This is a genomic window from Streptomyces sp. NPDC091292 (genome assembly GCF_044757265.1).
In the GTDB taxonomy this organism is placed as follows: domain Bacteria; phylum Actinomycetota; class Actinomycetes; order Streptomycetales; family Streptomycetaceae; genus Streptomyces.
The window spans coordinates 413,939-435,720 of record NZ_JBIVUQ010000003.1; the positions used below are offsets into that span (position 1 = coordinate 413,939).

The following is a 21,782-nucleotide window of genomic DNA, read 5'->3' on the forward strand; positions in this document are numbered from 1 at the left end:
CCCGCGCGTGTGGGTACTCGGATCACGTCCTCGCGCGCGAGGTCGGGCATGCGGCCGGGTGCCGTGCCGTCAGAGGGCGCCCTTGCGCGTGAGGTGGTTGAAGAACAGCCAGCCGGGCAGCACCGGCAGCCACAGCGTCAGCAGCCGGTACAGCAGTACGGCGGGGGCCGCGACCTCCTTCGGCAGCCCGATCGCGATCAGACCGACCGTCAGCGTCGCCTCGACGGCCCCCACGCCACCCGGGGTCGGCGCGGCCGAACCGAGCGCGTTGCCCGCGAGGAACACGACGGCGACGCTGGCGAGGCTCAGTGAGGTGGTCTCGTTGCCGAAGGCCCGCACCGACGCGTCGAGGCACATCACGAAACAGGCGGTGAGCAGCAGCATCCCGCCGATGCCGGTGAGCAGTTTCTGCGGGCGCTGCAACACGTCGAGCATGCGCGGTACGACACCCGCGAACAGTGACCTCACGCGCGTGACGACGAATTTGCGCAGGAACGGGATCGACGTCATCACCAGGACCAGGACCGCGACGGTCAGCAGGCCCGCGATGACCGTCCGGGACGGCGACAGGGACGGCGTCTTCTCGGTACCCGTCAGATAGCCGAACGCCAGCAGCAACAGGATGTGGCTGCCCAGGCCGAACAACTGCGAGGCGCCGACACTGGCCACCGCGAGGCCCGGCCGTACGCCCGCGCGTTGCAGGAAGCGTGTGTTGAGGGCCACACCGCCGACCGCTGCCGGGGCCACGATCTTCACGAAGGAGCCGGCGACCTGGGCCGCCACCGCGCGCAGGAACGGCACCCGCTCCGGCACGAAGCCGAGCAGGCTCATCGCGGCGGCGAAGTAGCTCAGCGCGGAGAACAGCACCGCCGCGGCGACCCAGCCCCACTGCGCCTCCTTGAACAGCGTCCCGAACTCGATGTGGGTCAGCTGCGTCAGCAGGAAGTACCCGCCGATCGCACCCGCGATGAAGCTGATCAGGGTGCGCGGCCTGATGCGTTCCAGACGGGCCGGTTCGACGGGCGCCTGAGGGCGGATCCGCAGCACCTGATGGCGGATCTGGGTGAGCAGGTCCTCCTCGCGGGCGCCTTCCAGGGCGTCGTCCATGGCCCGCTTCTCGGCCTGCCTCTCGGCCTTCTCGGCCTGCTTCCCGGCGGCGCGCTCGACCTTCCCGGCCGTCTGCGGCTCCTCGGCGGCCGACTCCTCCAGGCGGTCCAGCTTGGCCTGACGGGACGCTTCGAGCACGGCGTCGCGCTCACGCTCCGACCGCTCACGCGCCAGCCTGCGCAGCGTCCCGCGCGTGGTGCGCGTCAGAGCGATCGGCTGGAGCAGCGGCAAACAGTCGGCGACGGCGTCCGGACCGAGAACGGCTACCGCGGACGCGACCGACCGCTCGGCGCCGACCCGCAGTCCGAGCGTCGTCAGCAACTGGGCGATGTCCATACGCAGCACCAGGTCGCCCGCCGCGATCTCACCGCCCCGCAGATCGGTGAGGATCACCGTGCCGGAACGATCCACCAGGATCGCGTCGCCGGCGAGCCTGCGGTGCGCGATCCGACGCGACTGGAGCGCCTGCACCTGCCGCCATGTGTCGTGCATCAGCCCGTCGGTGATCTCCTCGTCGGGCAGCGAGTCGAGGGAGCGTCCGCCGGTGTGCTCGTAGACGAGCATGACCGCGTCGGGGCCCAGTTCGGAGGTCGCGATCAGCTTGGGCGCGTTCGCCCCCGCCGCGATGGCCGCGTACGCGAGCAGCGCCTCCTGCTCCAGGGCCTGGCGCAGCGACTGCAGACTGCGGCGCTGGGTGATGCCGCGCAGCGTCAGGCGGCGCCATACGCGGTAGAAGAACCCCTGCGCCTGTTGTTCACGGTCGACGACCGTGATGTCCAGGGGTGGCCCGTCCTCCAGTGTGACGAAGTAGCGCCGGCCCCGGTCGCCGTTGTCCGTGCTGTCGGAAAGGGCCTCCTCGCGCGCGGCGCTCACGGGATGGAAGCCCACGTGCCGCAGCCCCGCGAGGAGTGTCTGTCCGGTGGGGCGCACATTCGGCGAGCCGACCGCGTAGAGCGTCCCGTACGCGACCGTCCAGCCGATCAGCACGGTCAGGATGATCGAGAACGGCGTCGTGTAGCCGGTGACCAGCATCGCGAACGCGTCGAGCAGCAGCACCACCCACAGCACCACACGCCAGCGGGGTCTGCGGGACATGCCCACGGCCGTCATGTACGCGATCACGGGCGCGAGATAGCCGTGCACCGGGTCGGTGAGAGCGTGGATGTCGCCGGGGGACGGCTGTGTGAGCGCGTCCTGGATGGAATCGGGCGCGCTCTTGGCGACCCACAGATCCGTGGCGAGGGTCACCCCGTGCGCGAGGACGGCCGCCAGGACGCCGTCGGCGATCCGCAGCCCGTCACGTTTGATGAGCCGCTCGATGGCAAAGGCGACCGGCACCAGGAGCACCGCGATGCTGGACGCCAGACCCGCGAACTTGATCAGCAGGTCCGGTGCCTGACCGGTGCCTTTGCTGATGTCCTGTTCGAGGCCCGTGGTCGTGCCGTGCGCGAAGGCGGCGATGGCGAGGAGTACGGCGATCGCCAGGGCACCGACCAGGAGCCGCATCAGATCGGACGGGCGGTGCACGCGCGCGGGGAGGAGCGGTTCGTCGCCCTCGACCTCGTCGGCATGTGGTTCCCCGTCGGGATCGTCGGCGCCGCCCGTGGGCCGGCCGCCGCCCGGTGAACCGGGATCGTCGGGATCGCCGGGCCCCTCCGGGTCGTGCACCACGTGATCCGGGACGGCCGGTGTCGCCACCGCCTCGGCGCCCATTCCCGCCGCGCCCCCCACGGCCGCGCGCGACGCGAGTGGGTCCGGTACGGCGGTACCCGCCGTACCGGTGTCCTCATGCTCTTCGTGCGCCTTCAGGGCGTGATCTCCGGTGTCAGGGCGCGACACAGAGCCGGATGTGCCCGCCTCTTCGGCGCGCACTCCCTGCTGCTCCGTCGCGTCTTCATGTTCACGTATCACCAGTCACCGCCCGCACGATGGTGGCATGCCCCACCGACACAGGAAGGCATCAGGGTGCGATGCGGGGGCGCACAGTGTCCCTCACCCGCCACGTCCAGGCACTCCCCACGCGCCGCCCGCCCGTATTCCGCACACGCGTCCGCGCGGCAATCACCCCGCCCGGCCCCCGGCCCGATCAGGGCCCCGGGGCGCTGTCGGTGGCGTGGGGCAGGATAGGGCGGATGAGCGAGGAGAGCCCGGCGGACGAACTGCCGGAGTACGCGGAGCGGGTCCTGGAGGTCGCCGAGCTGATCCCGCCGGGCCGCGTGATGACCTACGGCGACATCGCCGAATGGCTGGAGGAAGGCGGACCGCGCCAGGTCGGCCGCGTCATGGCCCTCTACGGCGGCGCGGTGCCCTGGTGGCGCGTGGTGCGCTACGACGGTGCGCTGCTGCCCGGCCACGAGCTGCGCGCACTGGACCACTACCGCGCGGAGGGCACACCTCTGCGCGACGCGACCCGCTCGTCTCAGGGGCATATGCCGCGCCTCGATATGAAACGGGCGCGCTGGGACGGGGAGGAACGAGCTGAACAGTGAGAACGGGCTGACCAGTGAGAACGGGCCGCGCGGTGAGAACGATCCGAGCAGCGAAGCGGTCGGACGCGCACCCGCCGGCTTCCGCCCTCCCGTCGCCGTACGAGGTACGGATGGCCCGAACGGGCGGGCGGGGGCACTTCGGGGCCGGTGCAGACGTTCGTGAGGTGAGGGGCGGGCGAGTCGCCCGAGGCGGGCGGGAACCGCTGGAAGCCGTACTTCCGCGACGTCCGCAGGCGTAGCGTCGACCGCACCCGTCCCCGTCACCCCGCAGCCACCGCCCCTTGCACACGGCTGCCCGTCAACCAGCACACCCACCAGGACCGGCGAACCACGTGAGCCTCTCTTCTTCCACCAGGCGCCTGTCGCACCCCCGGGTACGACAGGGGACCCCCGGCGCGTACCGGCTGGTGCGTACACCGCCGGCCCCGGTGGATCCCCCTCGTCTGGACGCAGCCCAGCGCGCGGTGGTTGACCACAGGGACGGTCCGCTCCTGGTCCTGGCGGGTCCCGGCACGGGCAAGACCACGACCCTCGTCGAAGCCGTCGCCGCGCGCGTGGAGCGCGGCGACGACCCCGAACGCATGCTGGTGCTCACGTTCAGCCGCAAGGCCGCCGTGGAGCTACGCGACCGCATGGCCCAGCGCATCGGCGCCGCCCGCGCCCCACAGGCCACCACCTTCCACTCGTACTGCTACGCCCTGGTACGCGCCCACCAGGACGCCGACCTCTTCGTGGAACCCCTGCGGCTGCTGTCGGGCCCCGAACAGGACGTCGCCGTACGGGAACTCCTCGCCGGACAGATCGACCTCGAACGGGACGGCCTGCGGCATGTGCGCTGGCCCGACGAACTGCGCGCGTGCCTGACGACCCGGGGCTTCGCGGACGAGGTGCGCGCCGTCCTGGCCCGCAGCCGGGAACTGGGCCTGGCGCCCGAGTCGCTGCGGGCCTTCGCCGCCCGCACCGGCCGGCCCGACTGGGGCGCGGCAGCCGCCTTCCTCGCGGACTATCTCGACGTCCTCGACCTGCAAGGCGTCCTCGACTACGCGGAACTGGTGCACCGCGCCGTCCTCCTCGCCCGCAGACCCGAGGTCGCCGGCGCCCTGGCCGCCCGGTACGACGCCGTGTTCGTCGACGAGTACCAGGACACGGACGCCGCGCAGGTACGCCTCCTCGACGCGGTCGCGGGCTGCGGACGCACCCTGGTCGCGTTCGGCGACCCCGATCAGTCGATCTACGCGTTCCGGGGCGCCGACGTGAACGGCATCCTCGACTTCCCCGACGCCTTCCCGCGCGCGGACGGCACCCCCGCGCGCGTGGAGGTGCTCCGTACGTCCCGCCGCTCGGGCGCCACCCTGCTCGCCGCCACCCGGCTCGTCACCCAGCGCATGCCGCTCACCCGCCTGCCCGCCGACCGGGCCCGCGCCCACCGCGAACTCGCCCCGGTACGGGACGGGGGACGCGTCGAGGTGTACACGTATCCGACGCCCGGCACCGAACTCGACAACATCGCCGACATCCTGCGCCGCGCCCACCTGGAGGACGGCGTCCCTTGGCGCGACATGGCCGTCCTCGTGCGCGCGGGCTCCCGCACCATCCCCTCGCTACGTCGCGCCCTGACCGCCGCGGGCGTGCCGCTCGACATCGACGGCGACGATCTGCCACTGCGCCACGAACCGGCCGTGATGCCGCTCCTGACCGCCCTCAGGGCAGTCGCGGAAGCGGCTTCCCGCGCGCAGGCTCACGTTCCGGTCGAGGAAGCCCCGGGCGCCGAAGCCCGGGACGAGGCCCAGGACGAGGCTCAGGAAGAGGCCCAGGACGAAACCCAGGACGAGTCCCGGGAGGCCGAAGACGAGACCCAGGACGCCGCCGAGGAAGCCCACGGCGAACCCCCGTCCCAGGACCAGGCCGACACGGAGACCTGGCAACTCGACACCGAGACCGCGCTCACCCTGCTCGCCTCACCGCTCGCGGGCATGGACGCCGCCGACCTGCGCCGCCTCGGACGCGCCCTGCGCGAGGAGGAACGCGCCGCGGGCAACGCCGTACCACCGCCGTCCGACGAACTCCTCGCGAGGGCGCTCGCCGAACCGGAACGCCTCGTCGCGCACGACCCGTCCTACGCGCGCGGGGCACAGCGCCTCGGCGCGCTCCTGCGCAAGGCACGTGAACGACTCGCCGGCGGCGGCACCGCGGAAGAGGCCCTGTGGGACCTGTGGGACGGAACCCCCTGGCCCCAGCGCCTGGAGCGTGCGGCCCGCAGAGGCGGCGCGGCAGGACGCAACGCCGACCGGGATCTCGACGCCGTGTGCGCGCTGTTCGCGACCGCGTCACGCGCGGAGGAACGCACGGGCGGCCGCGGCGCCCTCAACTTCCTGGCCGAGATCGACGCCGAGGACATCGCCGCCGACACCCTCACCCGCAGGGCGATACGTCCCGACGCGGTACGTCTGATGACCGCCCACCGGTCCAAGGGGCTGGAGTGGCAACTCGTCGTCGTCGCGGGCGTCCAGGAGGGACTGTGGCCCGATCTGCGCCGCCGCGGGTCCCTCCTGGAGGCCGACCGCATCGGACGTGACGGCCTGGCCGACCCCCTCACCCCTGGCGCTCTCCTCACCGAGGAACGCCGCCTGTTCTACGTGGCCGCCACGCGCGCGAGGGAGCGTCTGGTCGTCACCGCGGTGAAGGCTCCGGCCGACGACGGCGACCAGCCGTCCCGTTTCCTCACCGAACTCGGCGTCGAACCACGGGACATAACGGTCAGACCGCGCCGTCCCCTGTCGGTGTCCGCGCTCGTCGCGGAACTCCGCGCCACCACCGTCGACCCCCGGGCGTCCGACGCCCTCAGGGAGGCCGCCGCACACCGCCTGGCACGGCTCGCCGCCCTCGCCGACGGCGACGGACGGCCCCTGGTGCCGTCGGCGCACCCGTACCGCTGGTGGGGCATGGACGAGCCCACGGACAGCAAGGTGCCCCTGCGCGACCGCGACCAGCCCGTGGTGCTCTCCGGCAGCGCACTGGACCAGCTCGCCAACACCTGCGCCCTGCAATGGTTCCTGGGACGCGAGGTGAAGGCCGACGCGCCCGCCACCGCCGCCCAGGGCTTCGGCAACGTCGTCCATGTCCTCGCCGACGAGGTCGCCTCCGGACGCACCCCCGCCGATCTCGACGTCCTCATGGAACGCCTCGACTCCGTGTGGGACGCGCTCGCCTTCGACGCGCCCTGGAAGTCGGCACAGGAGAAACAGCACGCGCGCGTGGCGCTCGAACGCTTCCTCCAGTGGCATGTCATGGACCGTGCCGGACGCACGCCCGTCGCCAGCGAGCACGACTTCGACGTGACCCTCGAAGCGGGCTCCGTCGAGGTACGCATCCGCGGCTCCATGGACCGCGTCGAACGGGACGCCGAAGGCCGCGCCTATGTCGTCGACTTCAAGACCGGCAAACAGGCCCCCAGCGGCGACGAGGTCGCCCACCATCCGCAACTCGCCGTCTACCAGCTCGCCGTCCGCGAGGGCGCCGTGGACGACGCCTTCGACGGGGAACGGCCCGAGCCGGGCGGCGCCGAACTCGTCCAGCTGCGCCGCGGCGCCGCCCGGCGCGACGGCGGCGACGCCTTCCCCAAGGTGCAGGCCCAGGAACCGCTGACCGGTGAATGGGTCGGCGACCTGCTCGCGACCGCGGCGGGCAAGGTGCTCGACGAGCGGTTCTCACCGACTACGGGCCCGCAGTGCACGCACTGCGCGTTCCGGTCGTCGTGCAGTGCGCGGCCCGAGGGAGGCCACGTCGTGGAATGACCGCTGCCGCACCGCCCCGCAACGGGGTACCGCACCGTCCCGTACGGGGGTTCCGCGCCGCCCCGGCCCTCACTGTCAGTGGCCACCGTTAGCCTCTCCGATGTGGACGCCCGTATCACCGACCCCGAGCAGCTCAAGCAGCTCCTCGGCATCCCCTTCACCCCGGAGCAGACGGCCTGCATCACGGCACCGCCCGCCCCGCAGGTCATCGTGGCCGGAGCCGGGTCGGGCAAGACGACGGTGATGGCGGCCCGCGTGGTGTGGCTGGTCGGCACCGGACAGGTCGCCCCCGAACAGGTGCTCGGACTCACGTTCACCAACAAGGCCGCCGGCGAACTCGCCGAACGGGTCCGCAAGGCACTGGTCAGGGCAGGCGTCACCGACCCGGACGCCTTCGACCCGGACCATCCGCCGGGCGAACCGGTCATCTCCACCTACCACGCGTTCGCCGGACGCCTCCTGACCGACCACGGGCTGCGCATCGGCCTGGAGCCGACCGCCCGCCTCCTCGCCGACGCCACCCGCTTCCAACTGGCCGCACGCGTGCTGCGCGAGGCCCCCGGGCCCTACCCGGCGCTGACCCGCTCCTTCCCGGACCTCGTCGGCGACCTCCTCACCCTCGACGCCGAACTCGCCGAACACCTCGTGGACCCCGACGAGCTGCGCGCGTACGACCGTGAACTGCTGCACATCCTCGACGGCGTGAAACTCTCCAACGCGGACCTCCGCAAGGTCCCGGACGCCGCCGCCGCGCGCGGCGAGCTGACCGAACTGGTCGGCCGCTACCGCGCCGCCAAGCGCGCGAGGGACCTCATCGACTTCGGCGACCAGATCGCCCTGTCCGCGACGCTGGCCCGCACCCGCCGCGAGGTCGGCGGCATCCTGCGCGACGAATTCCGCGTCGTCCTCCTCGACGAGTACCAGGACACCTCCGTCGCCCAACGCGTCCTCCTGGCGGGCCTCTTCGGCGGCGGCACCGGGCACCCCGTGACCGCCGTCGGCGACCCCTGCCAGGCCATCTACGGCTGGCGCGGAGCCTCCGTCGCCAACCTCGACGACTTCCCCGACCACTTCGCCCACGCCGACGGCCACCCCGCCGCCCGCCACTCCCTCAGCGAGAACCGCCGCAGCGGCGGACGCCTCCTCGACCTCGCCAACACCCTCGCCGAGCCTCTGCGCGCCCGCCACGCGGGCGTGGAGGCCCTGCGGCCCGCCCCCGGCGCCGAGCGCGACGGCACCGTGCGCTGCGCCCTGCTGCGCACCCACGCCGAGGAGATCGACTGGATCGCCGGATCCATCGCCCACCTCGTGCGCACCGGCACCCCACCCGGTGAGATCGCCGTCCTGTGCCGCACGGCCACCGACTTCGCCCAGATCCAGGGCGCCCTCGTCGCGCGCGACGTCCCCGTCGAGGTCGTCGGCCTCTCCGGTCTGCTGCACCTGCCCGAGGTCGCCGACCTCGTCGCCGTCTGCGAAGTCCTCCAGGACCCCGGCGCCAACGCGCACCTGGTGCGACTCCTCACCGGCCCCCGCTGGCGCATCGGCCCCCGCGACCTCGCCCTCCTCGGCCGCCGCGCCCGGCTCCTCGTACGGCACGCGCGCGTAGGCGATGACGACGACGCCGACCGGCGCCTCGCCGCAGCCGTCGAAGGCGTCGACCCGGCCGAGGTCATCTCCCTCGCCGACGCCCTCGACACCTTCCTCGAACAACCCTTTGACGCACAGGCCGAGGACGACGGACTGCCGTTCTCGGCCGACGCCAGAGTCCGCTTCGCGCGCCTAGCCGCCGAACTGCGTGACCTGCGCCGCTCCCTGTCCGACCCGCTGATGGACGTCCTGCACCGCGTCCTCGCCGTCACCGGTCTGGAAGTCGAACTCTCCGCGTCCCCGCACGCGCTGGCCGCCCGCCGCCGCGAAACCCTGTCGAACTTCCTCGACACGGCGGCCTCCTTCGCCGCCACCGAGAACGAAACCAGCCTGCTCGCGTTCCTCGGCTTCCTGCGCACGGCCGCCCAGTACGAAAAGGGCCTCGACAACGCCCTGCCCGGCGGGGAGAACACCGTCAAAGTCCTCACCGCCCACAAGTCCAAGGGCCTCGAATGGGACGTCGTCGCCGTCCCCGGCCTGGTCACCGGCACCTTCCCCAGCACCCAGGGCCGCGAGAAGTGGACCGCACAGGGCAAAGTCCTCCCGCACGCCCTGCGCGGCGACACGGCGACCCTGCCCGACGTGACCGACTGGGACCCGCGCGGCCTGAAGGCGTTCCACGAGGACATGAAGCACCACCAGCACACGGAGGAGCTCCGCCTCGGCTACGTCACCTTCACCCGCCCCCGGTCCCTGCTCCTGGGCTCCGGCCACTGGTGGGGCCCCTCGCAGAAGAAGCGCCGCGGCCCCTCGGACTTCCTGCACGCGCTGTACGCGCACTGCGCCGCCGGACACGGCGAGATCCAGGCATGGGCCGACGAACCGGACGAGGAAGAGCAGAACCCGGCCCTGAGCCAGGCCACCGACCACGCCTGGCCCCTCCCACTGGACGACCAGGCACTCGCACGGCGCCGAGCGGCGGCGCAGACGGTCCTGACCCATCTGGCGCGGCTGACGGACGACGACGCGCTCCCGCCCGAGGACACGGTGTTCCCGCCCGAGGACCCCGTGTTCACGCCCGACGACGATCCGCCGCCACAGGACGACATCGCCGCGTACGACGGCTTCCCAGAAGCGGGGTCCGACGAGGACACGGACTGGGACTCGTGGACGTACGAACGCCCGGCGCGCCCGCACCCCGCCCACGCCTCCGCGCACCCCCCGCACGCCCCCGCGCACCCCCCGCACATCTCGGGACAGCCCCCGCACGCCTCCCGCGATGAACATGCGCGCGGGGCGCCCGACGACGCACCCACGTCCGGGAGGCCCGGCGACGCAACCGCGCGCGACAGGGCCGACCACCACCCCGCGCGCGTGCCCACGCAGCCCACCGCCCCGCACCCCCCGCGCGCGGGCACCCCCTCCCTCACACCCGAAGAGGCCCGCACCCTCGCCTCCTGGGACCGCGACCTCGACGCCCTCACCGGCGAACTGCTGCGCGCCCGCGAAGGCGTCACCGACGTCCCGCTGCCGCCGTCACTCACCGCATCGCAGGTGATGCACCTCGCCGCCGACCCCGACGACTTCGCCCGGGAACTCGCCCGCCCCATGCCCCGCCCCCCGCAGCCCGCCGCGCGCCAGGGCACCCGCTTCCACGCCTGGGTGGAATCCCGCTTCGAAGAACTCCGGCTGCCGATGCTCGAACCCGACGACCTCCCCGGCAGCGAGGCCGAGATCGCCGACGCACACGACCTGGAGACACTCAAGGACGCCTTCGAACGCACCCCGTACGCCCACCGCACCCCCCACCGCGTAGAGGTCCCCTTCCAGCTCACCCTCGCCGGCCGCGTCGTACGAGGCCGCATCGACGCCGTCTACAAAGACGGCGACGGCGACGACACCACATACGAGATCCTCGACTGGAAAACCAGCCACACGCGCGCGGCAGACGTGCTCCAGCTCGCCGTCTACCGACTGGCCTGGGCCGAGCAGCACGGCATCCCGCCGGAGTCGGTCAGGACGGCGTTCCTGTACGTACGCAGCGGCGAAACCGTGCGCCCCAAGGCGCTCCCCGACCGCGCCGAACTGGAGCGGATCCTGCTCGGCGACGCGACTGCGGACGGTCACCGGAGTGATGCGCGCGACACATCCCCCGAAGAACCGCCGGACGAGTACACCCCCGTGGGCCGATAGGCTCGTGACCATGAGCAAGCCCGTTGACAGTGCCGTCAGCGCCGTCCGCACGTACATCGAGAACCACCGCGCCGCCTTCCTCGCCGACCTCGGCGACTGGCTGCGCATCCCGTCCGTGTCGGCACAGCCGGAGCACGCGGCGGACGTGCGGCGCAGCGCCGACTGGCTCGCCGCATCACTCAAGGACACCGGCTTCCCGACCGTCGAGGTCTGGGACACCCCGGGCGCCCCCGCCGTCTTCGCCACATGGCCGTCCGACGACCCGCACGCCCCGACCGTCCTGGTCTACGGACACCACGACGTGCAGCCCGCCGCACACGAGGACGGCTGGCACAGCGACCCCTTCGAACCGGTCATCCGCGACAACAAGCTCTACGCGCGCGGGGCCGCCGACGACAAAGGGCAAGTGTTCTTCCACACCCTCGGCCTCCGCGCCCACCTCGCCGCCACCGGACGCAGCACCCCCGCGGTCCACCTCAAACTGCTCATCGAAGGCGAGGAGGAGTCCGGCTCACCGCACTTCCGCGCCCTCGTCGAGGCCCGCGCGGACCGACTGGCCACCGACGCCGTGATCGTCTCCGACACCGGCATGTGGTCGGCACAGACCCCCACCGTGTGCACCGGCATGCGCGGCGTAGCCGACTGCGAGATCGAGCTGTACGGACCCGACCAGGACATCCACTCCGGCTCCTTCGGCGGCGCCGTACCCAACCCGGCGACCGCCGCCGCCCGGCTCGTCGCTGCGCTCCACGACGACCACGCGCGCGTGGCCGTCCCCGGCTTCTACGACGGCATCGTCGAGCTGACCGACCGCGAACGGGAACTCTTCGCCGAACTGCCCTTCGACGAGGCCGAGTGGCTGCGCACGGCGAAATCCCACGCGGCGTACGGCGAGACCGGCCACACCACCCTGGAGCGCGTCTGGGCCCGCCCGACCGCCGAGGTCAACGGCATCGGCGGCGGCTACCAGGGCCCCGGCGGCAAGACGATCATCCCCTCGTCGGCCATGCTGAAGTTGTCGTTCCGACTCGTCGCGGGACAGGACCCCGACCGGATCGAGGACGCGGTACGCGCGTGGGTGGCCGATCAGCTCCCGGCGGGCATCCGCCACGAGATCACCTTCGGCGCCGCGACCCGCCCCTGCCTGACACCCCTGGACCACCCCGCCCTCCAGTCCGTCACCCGCGCGATGGGCCGCGCCTTCGGCCAGGACATCCGCTACACGCGCGAAGGCGGCTCGGGACCCGCCGCCGACCTCCAGGACGTCCTCGCGGCACCCGTACTGTTCCTCGGCATCTCGGTGCCGTCCGACGGCTGGCACGCACCCGACGAGAAGGTCGAACTCGACCTGCTCCTCAAAGGCGTCGAAACCACGGCCTACCTCTGGAGCGACCTCGCGGAGACCTGGAGCGACGGACGCACCGCGCGCGGGGAGCACGCCACCGGAACCAGGAACGTCAACGACAGCGGGCAGCCCCCGCCATGATCCCCGCACCAACCGCCCCCACCCGCACACCACCCACCCGGCGCCGACGAGTCCTGCCGAACGTCCTCCTGAACCGCCCGACGAAATATCCGTTCCACCGGGGGAGTTGGAAGCACCCGTGACCACCTGGACCGACCACTACGCCGACCGACCACTCTCACTGGCCGCACCGAGCGGCATCGACCGCGCCGCCCACCACCGCCTCGACGAGGCATGGCTGGCCGCCGCGTGGAGCCACCCGACCACCCGGGTCTTCGTCGTCTCCGGCGGCCAGGTACTGATCGACGAGACCCCCGACGGCACGACGGAACTCGTCACCACACCGTCCTTCGAAGCGCCCCTCACCGAAGCTCACCGCTACTTCCTCGGCACCGACGACGACGGCGTCAGCTATTTCGCGCTCCAGAAGGACTCCCTGCCCGGCCGCATCGACCAGTCCGCGCGCGCGGCAGGCCTCCGGGAAGCAGGGCTGCTCCTGTCCCCGCGCGACGCCGGCCTCATGGTCCACGCCGTCGCCCTGGAGAACTGGCAGCGGCTGCACCGCTTCTGCTCCCGCTGCGGCGAGCGCACCGTCATCGCCGCCGCAGGACACATCCGCCGCTGCCCGGCCTGCGGCGCCGAACACTACCCACGCACCGACCCCGCCGTGATCATGCTCGTCACGGACGACGAGGACCGCGCCCTCCTCGGCCGCCAGGTGCACTGGCCCGAAGGCCGCTTCTCCACCCTCGCCGGCTTCGTCGAGCCCGGCGAATCCATCGAACAGTCGGTACGCCGAGAGGTCCGCGAAGAGGCTGGAGTCACGATCGGCGAAGTCGAGTACGTCGCCAGCCAGCCCTGGCCGTTCCCGTCGAGCCTCATGCTCGGCTTCATGGCACGCGCCACCTCGTCCGAGATCACCGTCGACGGCGAAGAGATCTCCGAAGCACGCTGGTTCTCCCGAGAAGACCTGCGAGCCGCCTTCGACACAGGGGAGGTCCTGCCCCCCTACGGCATCTCCATCGCGGCCCGCCTCATCGAACTCTGGTACGGCAAGCCCCTGCCCAAGCCGGGAACCGCTCTCTGACGGTCCCCGGCCTGACGGCCCCGGCCCGGAGCAGGCACGCGCGCGAAAGCGCGGTCAGGCGCCGAGCTTCTGCTTGACCTGCGCCAACGAAGGATTCGTCAGCGTCGAACCGTCCGGGAAGAGCACGGTCGGCACCGTCTGATTACCGCCGTTCGCCTTCTCCACGAACGCCGCCGACTCCGGGTCCTGCTCGATGTTGATCTCTTCGTAACCGATGCCCTCACGGTCCATCTGACCCTTCAGCCGACGGCAGTAGCCACACCACGTCGTGCTGTACATCGTCACAGTGCCCGGCATGTCTCTCGGTCTCCTTCGTCCCTCGGAACGGGCCTCGGATACCTGCCCGCTCTCAGACGAACGTACGGGACCGGGCCGCCATTCCCGTACGCGGACGGGGTACCCGGCCCCCAGCACCCCCCCCGCGTGAGCCTTCAGACGCCGGTCCGGCACCGGCGTCAGCCCCTCAGCCATCGCACAGCCCCTCCCGCATTAGTACGACTGCATGCGTCCCCCTGTGGACAACCGACTCATGCGTCCCGGGCGACCTGGCAGCATGGCGGGGTGACATCAGCAACGCACTCCACCCTCTTCCCGCAGGGCTCCGGCCCCGGCCAGTTCCCGGCCCCGCCGCAGGGCGCCGACGCGGTGCTCGACGGGCTCGACCCGGAGCAGCGCGAGGTCGCGACCTCGCTGCGCGGACCGGTGTGCGTACTGGCCGGCGCCGGGACCGGCAAAACCCGCGCGATCACCCACCGCATCGCCTACGGCGTGCACGCCGGAGTTCTCCAGCCCAGCAGCGTCCTGGCCGTCACCTTCACCAACCGCGCCGCAGGCGAAATGCGGGGACGGCTGCGCCAGCTCGGCGTCTCCGGAGTGCAGGCCCGCACCTTCCACTCCGCCGCACTCCGCCAGCTCCAGTACTTCTGGCCCAAAGCCGTCGGCGGCAGCCTGCCCCGCATCGTCGACCGCAAGATCCAAATCGTCGCCGACGCCGCGGCAGCCTGCCGCATCCGCCTCGACCGCAACGAACTGCGCGATGTCACCGCCGAGATCGAATGGTCCAAAGTCACCCAGACCGTCCCCGCCGACTACCCTGCAGCCGCCCACAAATCGGGCCGCGACATCCCCCGCGCCCCCGCCGAGATCGCCCAGCTCTACCGCACCTACGAAGACCTGAAACGCGAACGCTCCGTCATCGACTTCGAAGACGTCCTCCTGCTGACCGTGGCCATCCTCCAGGACCGCCACGACATCTCCGAACAGGTCCGCAGCCAGTACCAGCACTTCGTCGTCGACGAATACCAGGACGTCAGCCCCCTACAGCAGCGCCTCCTCGAACTCTGGCTCGGCGAACGCGACAACCTCTGCGTCGTCGGCGACGCCAGCCAGACCATCTACTCCTTCACCGGAGCCACCCCCGACCACCTCCTGGACTTCCGCACCCGCCACCCCGGAGCCACCGTCGTCAAACTCATCCGCGACTACCGCTCCTCACCCCAGGTCGTCCACCTCGCCAACGGCCTCCTCGCCCAGGCCACCGGCCGCGCGGCCGATCACCGCCTCGAACTGATCTCCCAGCGCGAAGCCGGCCCCGAACCGAGCTACACCGGATACGCAGACGAACCCGCCGAAGCCGAAGGCGCCGCCCGCCGCATCCGCGACCTCATCGCCTCCGGCACCCCCGCAGGCGAGATCGCCGTCCTCTTCCGCACCAACAGCCAGTCCGCGACCTACGAACAAGCACTCGCCGACGCCGGCGTCCCCTACCAGCTGCGCGGAGCCGAACGCTTCTTCGAACGCGGCGAAGTGCGCGAAGCAGGTGCCGCCCTGCGCGGCGCCGCCCGCTTCGGCGCCAACGACGCCCTCCTCGATGACGCCGTCGACCTGCCGTCCCAGGTCCGGGCCGTCCTTTCCACCAAGGGCTGGAGCAGCCGACCCCCCGCCGGATCCGGCGCCGTCCGCGAACGCTGGGAATCCCTCGCCGCCCTCGTCCGCCTCGCCGAGGACTTCGCCCGCGCCCGGCCGGAATCCACCCTCACCGACCTCGTCGCCGAACTCGACGAACGAGCCGCTGCCCAGCACGCCCCCACCGTCGACGGCGTCACCCTCGCCTCGCTCCACGCCGCGAAAGGCCTGGAATGGGACGCCGTCTACCTCGTCGGCGTCGCCGAAGGCATGATGCCGATCACCTACGCCAGAACCGACGAACAGATCGAGGAAGAACGCCGCCTCCTCTACGTCGGAGTCACCCGCGCCCGTCAGCACCTCTCCGTCTCCTGGGCCCTGTCCCGCTCCCCGGGAGGCCGCCCCAACCGCCGGCCGAGCCGCTTCCTCGACGGACTGCGCCCCGGCTCCACCGGCGCCCCCGCACGCGCCGGCCAGGCAGGCACCGGCGGCATCGAACGGGGCACCGGCCGCCCCGACACACCGACCGCCCGCCGCACGGCGCGCACGCCCGCGCGCTGCCGCGTATGCGGACGCACCCTGACCGAAGCCGGCGAGATGAAGCTCATGCGGTGCGAGGACTGCCCGTCCGACATGGACGAAGGCATCTACGAACGCCTCCGCGACTGGCGCCGGATCCAAGCGGCCGAACTCGGCCAACCCGCCTACTGCGTCTTCACCGACAAGACCCTCATCGCGATCGCCGAGACCGCACCCGACGACATCGGCGAGCTGGCGCGGATCCCCGGGGTCGGCGCGCGCAAGGTCGGCCGGTTCGGAGCCGCCGTTCTCACCATCTGCGCAGGTGGCGACCCTGGAGGAGCCGACGAGGAGGACTGATGCAAACTCGTCGAAAAAATAGTTTGCGCATGCCCCAGTAGTCCCCATAGGTTCTTAAGCACGGAAACAGCGGCTTCTCCGAAGCCCTGGTTCCGTGCTGTACTTGAAAGCCGTCGGACTGGCTCCCCAGTCCCCGAGACGCCGAGAGGAGGCGATTCCAGTGATCAGCATCAAGACGAAGTTCTTCAGCACCGCGAAAATGACCGATCGCTCGGTCGTCGCCTCGTGCCTGCTCGGCTTCTCGAACCAGGGCACCGGTGTGTCCGGCGTCGCCGCCGGCCGGCCCGTGTCCGACCTGGCCCTCGCGGGTCTGCCGATTCGTGAGCGCAATGAGCGACCGACCCAGGCACCGGAAGCAGTAGCAGCAGCCAAGGCACAGGCCTATGGCTTTGCGGCTACCGGTGCCGGAGCCAGCAGCAAGCAGACGCAGCACCACTCGATGTGGGCCTTCCGTGGGCTCGAACCCTGGAGTGATCCAGCCTGATTCTCGATCAGGCCGGCGCCTTCAGGGCCGCGGAACCCCACCCGGGATCCGCGGCCCTTTTGTTTTCCCCGAACACGGGAGGACGAAGTGAAGGGGCCTCGGGAACAGGCACCACCCGGTACCAGCCTCTCCAGTCACCACTGGAGAGACCGCCACCGGCCAACCGGCCGGAACGACCAGACGAGGAAGACACCCCGTGCAACTCGAAGCGCACGCCCCGTCAGTACCGCCCTCGGACACGATCTCCCCGCCCGGCCTCACGGAGGACTCCACCTTGACCCCGCTCACCGCGCTCACCGCGCTCGACGACGCCATCGAGAACCTCGGCGTGCCCGTCCCCTGCCGTTCCAACGACCCGGAGGTCTTCTTCGCCGAGTCGCCGGCCGATGTCGAGTACGCCAAGTCCCTCTGCCGTACCTGCCCGCTGGTCGAGGCCTGCCTCGCCGGTGCCAAGGAGCGGCGTGAGCCGTGGGGCGTCTGGGGCGGCGAACTCTTCGTCCAGGGCGTAGTCGTCGCCCGGAAGCGGCCCCGTGGCCGCCCGCGCAAGAACCCGGTCGTCGCATGAAACTCGCCGGAACGATCGATCGCCCCCTCACGCACGACCCCAAGAAGCAGGTCCCGATGACATCCACCACCGAGCCCGCGGGCTCCGCGATCCCAGACTTCACCACCACCGGCGCGATCGACTCGCGTCAGAACAGGACCCGAGAGATGCAACTCATCCCAGAAGCCCTGGCCCGTGCGCATATGCACGAGCGGCTGCGGGAGGCCGAGGCCGAGCGCCCGGCCGCCCGCCTTGCCGCGGCCCGGAGGGCGCGGCGCCGCGCGGAGCGCGCGTCGATGCGCGCCCGCCGTGCGCTGGCCATGGCGGTCATGCACTAGGCAACTGCGACGGGCCGCGACAGGGCGGCCCACCAAAGCCTGTGAAAGAACGCCACACCAACGATCCATCCCTGTGGGGGCCGGTCCGAACGGACCGGCCCCCACAGGGCGTTGCATGCACAGATTCGCGCGTAGCGACTATATCGTCACAAGGTGGACCGGCAGAATCCTGACACTGCCCAGAGGCCGGACGCCGAAGCGACGCTGTGCGCCCGCTGCGGCACCTCCGCCGAGGGCGCCCCGCCGACCTGGACCTGCTCCGTGGAGAACGGCGCACGCCGCTACTTCTGCGACGCCTGCGCCCGAGCCAACATCAGAGCGATCGAGGGACGACTCGACTCGACGTGGTGGTGACTCCGGGGGCCCCACCCCCCCACCCCCCCACCCCCTCCCCCCTCCCCCCTCCCCCTCTTCTTCTGTTCAGGTCTCCGTAGCCGTCTCCGGCACGAAGCCCGGTAGCCATTCCTCCAGTTCGTCGCGCATGCGTACCGTGGCGCCCAGTTGGCACAGGACGCCGATTGTGCTCAGCGTCACACGGTGGATCAGTAGGTACGCCGGCGGCAGGTTCAGTTGTTTGCCCAGTTGGTGCGCGGGGGAGCGGGGGTCGGCGATGCGTGCCGCCTGGCTGCGCATCCACCCGCGGGTGAACGTGAAGTCGTCGGCCCGGGTCGGTTCGATGATCGGCAGCAGGTAGTCCATGACCGCCTGCGGGTCCAGGTCTATCTCCGACTTGACGAACCCCTCCTCGCGCAGCAGGCCGTACACCGCGTCGGCGTCTCCGTCCAGGGTCATCCGCAGGGAGTCACCTATGGGCTGCGGGAGTCCGCCGGGGAGTCGGTCCACCGTGCCGAAGTCCAGTACTCCGAGTTTCCAGCCGGTCTTCTCGTCCGGCAGTAGGCGGAAGTTGCCCGGGTGGGGGTCGGCGTGCAGGAGGCCGGTGCGGGCCGGGCCCGAGAACAGGAACCGGGTCAGCAACTGGCCCGCGCGGTCCCGTTGCTCCTGGGTGCCGTCCGCGACGATCTCCGACAGCGGTATTCCGTCGATCCACTCCGTCACCAGGATCTGGTCGCACTGGTGCACCACCTCCGGGACCAGGACGTCCGGGTCGCCGGCGAATTCCTCCGCGTGTGTCTGCTGGGCTTCTGCCTCCAATGCGTAGTCGAGTTCCTCCGAGACCCGGTCGCGCAGTTCGGAGATGAGCGGCTTGATGTCCATGCCCGGGATCAGGGGGCCGAGAAGACGGGCGAATCTGCTGAGCTGGGTCAGGTCCGACAGCAGTGCCTCACCCGCACCGGGGTACTGCACCTTGACGGCGACCTCGCGTCCGTCGTGCCAGACCGCGCGGTGGACCTGCCCTATCGACGCCGCCGCTGCCGGCTTGTCGTCGAACTCCAGGAACAGTGCGCGCCAGTCCTCGCCCATCCGTTCCGCCAGGACGGTGTGCACCGTACGGGTCGGCATCGGCGGGGCCGCTTCCTGGAGCTTGGTCAGGGCGGCGCGATACGGACCCGCGACCTCCTCCGGCAACGCGGACTCGAAGACCGAGAGGGCCTGCCCGAACTTCATGGCGCCGCCCTTGAGTTCGCCGAGCACCTTGAACAGTTGCTCCGCGGTGCGCTGTTGCAGTTCGCGTCCGACGATCTCGGCCGACTTGCCGCCGATGCGCTTGCCCAGACCCCAGGTCGCGCGTCCGGCGAAGCCGAGCGGTAGCGCGGCCAGCTTGGCGGTCCGGGTGACCGCTTTGCGGGGAAGATCCGACATTCGCCCCTCCAATTCCCAGACAGCCGTGCCACGTATGGCGGTTACCCGGTCATTGTGTCGTGTGCTTCCGGATCGTCCGAGGTGCGTGTCCCCTTAGCTTTCCTTCTCGGCCTCGGTTTCCTCCGTGGTGGTGATGCCGGCTTCTGTCCGGGTGCGTTGGTCGCGGTCGTTCGCTCCGCAGGGGCAGCTGGGGTGCGGCCATACCGGGCGGGCGTGCCAGCCGAGGTGGGGCAGGGATGCTTCCCAGCGGGCTCCCGCGCTTGCCGGGGGCTCACCGTCGAGATGGGCCAGGGCGTGTCCCGCGGCGAGTCCGGCGACGGCGGTGGCAAGGGCGAGATCGCAGGCCGGGACCTGGCGGCGGGTTCCCGAGCGCCACTGCGCCATGAGCCGGGGCCATGTCGGGTCGTGTTCCGTCCGCCCCCGGGTGATGCAGTCCGCGCACGCGGTCGCCCCGGGCAGGACGAGTGGGCCGACGACTCCGGTGCCCTCGATGACGCCGGCGTAGAGATGGGGGGTGCCCGCCGCCATCAGGTCTTCGGTGGCGGTCGGGTCCGGGGCATAGGCGGCGAGGCCGTCGCGTGGGGCGATGACCACCAGGGAGAGGCCGGGCTCCTGTGACGGGCGGGTTCGGGGAGGGCGGTCGGGGGCTGCGCGGCGGGTGGCGCGGCGTGCCGCCTCCGTCCGGCGTTCCCCGACGGAATCCGGGGGGAGGCCGCCCGGGGCGAGGTCCCAGGGCTCGACGCATCCTCCGTCCAGGACGTCGACCTGGCCGACGCCCGCTCCCGCCAGCACCGAGGCGAGGAGCGCGCCGACCCGTCCGGCGCCCCGCACCTGGACCCGCGTCGTGCGCCGGGCCGCGAGGCGCTTCATGGCGCCGCCCGGTACCGGGTCGACGATCGTCAGTGCCGCGTGGTCGGGGCGCCGCCGGTCCATGGCTTCACCCCGACGGCGTAACGCGTCGGCCTGAGGGCCGCCGCCGGTCGCGTCGTCGAGCAGGCCGGCTCTGGTCAGCCGTGCGAGCAGGGCGTCCACGTGGCCGTCGGGCAGGCCCATGCGGTGGCCCTCTGCACGTAACAGATCCGGGCCGCGGGTGCCGTCGAGCAGGGTCAGGAAGCTGCCCGTGGCGGTGTCGACCGGGCCGAGTACCACCGCGTGGGCGGGGGCCACACCGAATTGGACGGTGTTGAGGTCGCGCCAGCCGCGCCGCAGCGCGGGCTTCAGAACCGGGTGCATGACGGTTCCCGGCTGCGTGGCCATTTCCGGCTGTGTGACTTTTTCCGTAGGCATGGCTGTCCCCCGTGTCTCGTGTGTCTCGGGTCGTGGGTCGATCTGGATTCAGCATGCGGGGACCGGGCCGGGGGCTGCGGAAAGTTGTCCACAGGTGACGGGATCAGTCGTACTAATGCGGCTCCGGGGGAGACGATCGGCACGGAACCGCCCCGGGGACGGGACTTCTCGCACGTCCAGCGGGTAACGTCGGGGCGTGCCCGCCGACCCACTGCACCGCGCCACGAAGCCACAGCGCAGCATGACGAGCCAGCCGCCCAGCGGCTCGGGGGCGAGCGCGGTCGAGGTGCGCAGGAGTGCCCGTAGACGCCGGACGGTCTCCGCGTACCGCGAAGGCGATCGCACCGTCGTGCTCATCCCCGCCCGGATGTCCGAGGCGGAGGAGCAGCGCTGGGTCGGTGTGATGCTCGACAAGCTCGCCGCCCAGGAGAGCAAGCGGCTGCTTGGCGACTCGGAGCTGGCCGAGCGGGCCGAGCGGCTGTCCGCGCAGTACTTCGCGGGGCGGGCCCGGCCGACGTCGGTGCGCTGGGTCACCAACCAGAACACGCGCTGGGGCTCGTGCACCCCCTCCGAGGGCAGCATCCGCCTTTCGCACCGGTTGCAGGGCATGCCCGAGTACGTCGTCGACTACGTCCTCGTCCACGAACTGGCGCATCTGCTGGTCCCGGGGCACGGACCTGACTTCTGGCGGCTCCTTGAGGCGTACCCCCGTACCGAGAGGGCGCGGGGCTACCTCGAAGGGGTTGTCGCGGCGGACCGGCTGCCGTACCACCCGTCCGCGCGCGAGGAGTGAACGAACCGCCCCGCGCGCGTGCGTGACGGTCGGGCCGGGGCGGGTCGTGCTGGTTGTGTACCGGGTCTG

Annotated in this window: 15 protein-coding genes; 11 read left to right on the plus strand and 4 right to left on the minus strand. The window is 71.6% G+C overall.

The annotated features are described in order from the left end of the window. Window positions 1-69: 69 nt before the first annotated feature. A complete protein-coding gene (locus tag ACIQNU_RS13185) occupies window positions 70-2,820 on the minus strand; it encodes a lysylphosphatidylglycerol synthase domain-containing protein (RefSeq protein ID WP_401365632.1) in 2,751 nt (916 codons plus the stop codon). 419 nt (window positions 2,821-3,239) lie between these two features. Between ACIQNU_RS13185 and ACIQNU_RS13190 the strand changes: the two genes are divergently transcribed. The 5 genes from ACIQNU_RS13190 (at window position 3,240) to nudC (ending at window position 13,722) form a co-directional block, all read left to right on the plus strand. Next, the gene (locus ACIQNU_RS13190) at window positions 3,240-3,596 is read left to right on the plus strand and encodes an MGMT family protein (protein WP_401365234.1); all 357 of its coding nucleotides are present in this window, start codon (window positions 3,240-3,242) and stop codon (window positions 3,594-3,596) included. Window positions 3,597-3,928: 332 nt separating this feature from the next. Further along, window positions 3,929-7,390 carry an ATP-dependent helicase gene (locus tag ACIQNU_RS13195; protein WP_401365236.1) on the plus strand — a complete coding sequence of 1,154 codons (3,462 nt, stop codon included), beginning with the start codon at window positions 3,929-3,931 and terminating at the stop codon, window positions 7,388-7,390. Between the two features lie 102 nt (window positions 7,391-7,492). Continuing rightward, on the plus strand, window positions 7,493-11,170 hold the full coding sequence (locus ACIQNU_RS13200) for a UvrD-helicase domain-containing protein (RefSeq protein ID WP_401365239.1): 3,678 nt from the start codon (window positions 7,493-7,495) through the stop codon (window positions 11,168-11,170). A 10-nt stretch (window positions 11,171-11,180) separates the two neighbouring features. Further along, on the plus strand, window positions 11,181-12,656 hold the full coding sequence (locus tag ACIQNU_RS13205) for a dipeptidase (protein ID WP_401365241.1): 1,476 nt from the start codon (window positions 11,181-11,183) through the stop codon (window positions 12,654-12,656). Between the two features lie 118 nt (window positions 12,657-12,774). After that, window positions 12,775-13,722: an NAD(+) diphosphatase gene (gene nudC, locus ACIQNU_RS13210; protein ID WP_401365244.1), complete on the plus strand. Its 948-nt coding sequence runs from the start codon at window positions 12,775-12,777 to the stop codon at window positions 13,720-13,722. A gap of 54 nt (window positions 13,723-13,776) precedes the next feature. On the opposite strand, the gene ACIQNU_RS13215 is transcribed toward nudC, so the two are convergent. Next, complete coding sequence (locus ACIQNU_RS13215) at window positions 13,777-14,019, minus strand: mycoredoxin (RefSeq protein WP_401365247.1); 243 nt, start codon at window positions 14,017-14,019, stop codon at window positions 13,777-13,779. A gap of 264 nt (window positions 14,020-14,283) precedes the next feature. Between ACIQNU_RS13215 and ACIQNU_RS13220 the strand changes: the two genes are divergently transcribed. The 5 genes from ACIQNU_RS13220 (at window position 14,284) to ACIQNU_RS13240 (ending at window position 18,226) form a co-directional block, all read left to right on the plus strand. Further along, on the plus strand, window positions 14,284-16,506 hold the full coding sequence (locus tag ACIQNU_RS13220) for an ATP-dependent DNA helicase UvrD2 (RefSeq protein ID WP_401365250.1): 2,223 nt from the start codon (window positions 14,284-14,286) through the stop codon (window positions 16,504-16,506). Between the two features lie 160 nt (window positions 16,507-16,666). Next, the gene (locus ACIQNU_RS13225) at window positions 16,667-16,990 is read left to right on the plus strand and encodes a hypothetical protein (RefSeq protein WP_401365253.1); all 324 of its coding nucleotides are present in this window, start codon (window positions 16,667-16,669) and stop codon (window positions 16,988-16,990) included. A gap of 196 nt (window positions 16,991-17,186) precedes the next feature. Next, complete coding sequence (locus tag ACIQNU_RS13230) at window positions 17,187-17,555, plus strand: WhiB family transcriptional regulator (protein ID WP_401365256.1); 369 nt, start codon at window positions 17,187-17,189, stop codon at window positions 17,553-17,555. Then, complete coding sequence (locus ACIQNU_RS13235) at window positions 17,552-17,872, plus strand: hypothetical protein (protein WP_401365259.1); 321 nt, start codon at window positions 17,552-17,554, stop codon at window positions 17,870-17,872. Before ACIQNU_RS13230 ends, ACIQNU_RS13235 begins: the two co-directional genes overlap by 4 nt. A 153-nt stretch (window positions 17,873-18,025) precedes the next feature. Continuing rightward, the gene (locus tag ACIQNU_RS13240) at window positions 18,026-18,226 is read left to right on the plus strand and encodes a hypothetical protein (protein ID WP_401365262.1); all 201 of its coding nucleotides are present in this window, start codon (window positions 18,026-18,028) and stop codon (window positions 18,224-18,226) included. A 66-nt stretch (window positions 18,227-18,292) separates the two neighbouring features. Here ACIQNU_RS13240 and ACIQNU_RS13245 read toward each other — a convergent pair whose 3' ends face one another. Continuing rightward, window positions 18,293-19,633 (minus strand): ABC1 kinase family protein, encoded by a 1,341-nt coding sequence (locus tag ACIQNU_RS13245; protein ID WP_401365264.1) that lies wholly within the window; start codon window positions 19,631-19,633, stop codon window positions 18,293-18,295. A gap of 93 nt (window positions 19,634-19,726) precedes the next feature. Continuing rightward, window positions 19,727-20,866 (minus strand): TOMM precursor leader peptide-binding protein, encoded by a 1,140-nt coding sequence (locus tag ACIQNU_RS13250; RefSeq protein ID WP_401365634.1) that lies wholly within the window; start codon window positions 20,864-20,866, stop codon window positions 19,727-19,729. Between the two features lie 250 nt (window positions 20,867-21,116). On the opposite strand from ACIQNU_RS13250, the gene ACIQNU_RS13255 reads away from it, so the two are divergent. After that, the gene (locus tag ACIQNU_RS13255) at window positions 21,117-21,713 is read left to right on the plus strand and encodes a M48 family metallopeptidase (protein ID WP_401365267.1); all 597 of its coding nucleotides are present in this window, start codon (window positions 21,117-21,119) and stop codon (window positions 21,711-21,713) included. Window positions 21,714-21,782: the final 69 nt, after the last annotated feature.

What these genes read in the sequence shown, in the direction of transcription:
- ACIQNU_RS13215 (WP_401365247.1), bottom strand. Translation starts at nt 14,019, where the DNA reads ATGCCGGGCACTGTGACGATGTACAGCACGACGTGGTGTGGCTACTGC.
- ACIQNU_RS13190 (WP_401365234.1), top strand. Translation starts at nt 3,240, where the DNA reads ATGAGCGAGGAGAGCCCGGCGGACGAACTGCCGGAGTACGCGGAGCGG.
- ACIQNU_RS13235 (WP_401365259.1), top strand. Translation starts at nt 17,552, where the DNA reads ATGAAACTCGCCGGAACGATCGATCGCCCCCTCACGCACGACCCCAAG.
- ACIQNU_RS13250 (WP_401365634.1), bottom strand. Translation starts at nt 20,866, where the DNA reads ATGCACCCGGTTCTGAAGCCCGCGCTGCGGCGCGGCTGGCGCGACCTC.
- ACIQNU_RS13245 (WP_401365264.1), bottom strand. Translation starts at nt 19,633, where the DNA reads ATGTCGGATCTTCCCCGCAAAGCGGTCACCCGGACCGCCAAGCTGGCC.
- ACIQNU_RS13185 (WP_401365632.1), bottom strand. Translation starts at nt 2,820, where the DNA reads ATGGGCGCCGAGGCGGTGGCGACACCGGCCGTCCCGGATCACGTGGTG.
- ACIQNU_RS13205 (WP_401365241.1), top strand. Translation starts at nt 11,181, where the DNA reads ATGAGCAAGCCCGTTGACAGTGCCGTCAGCGCCGTCCGCACGTACATC.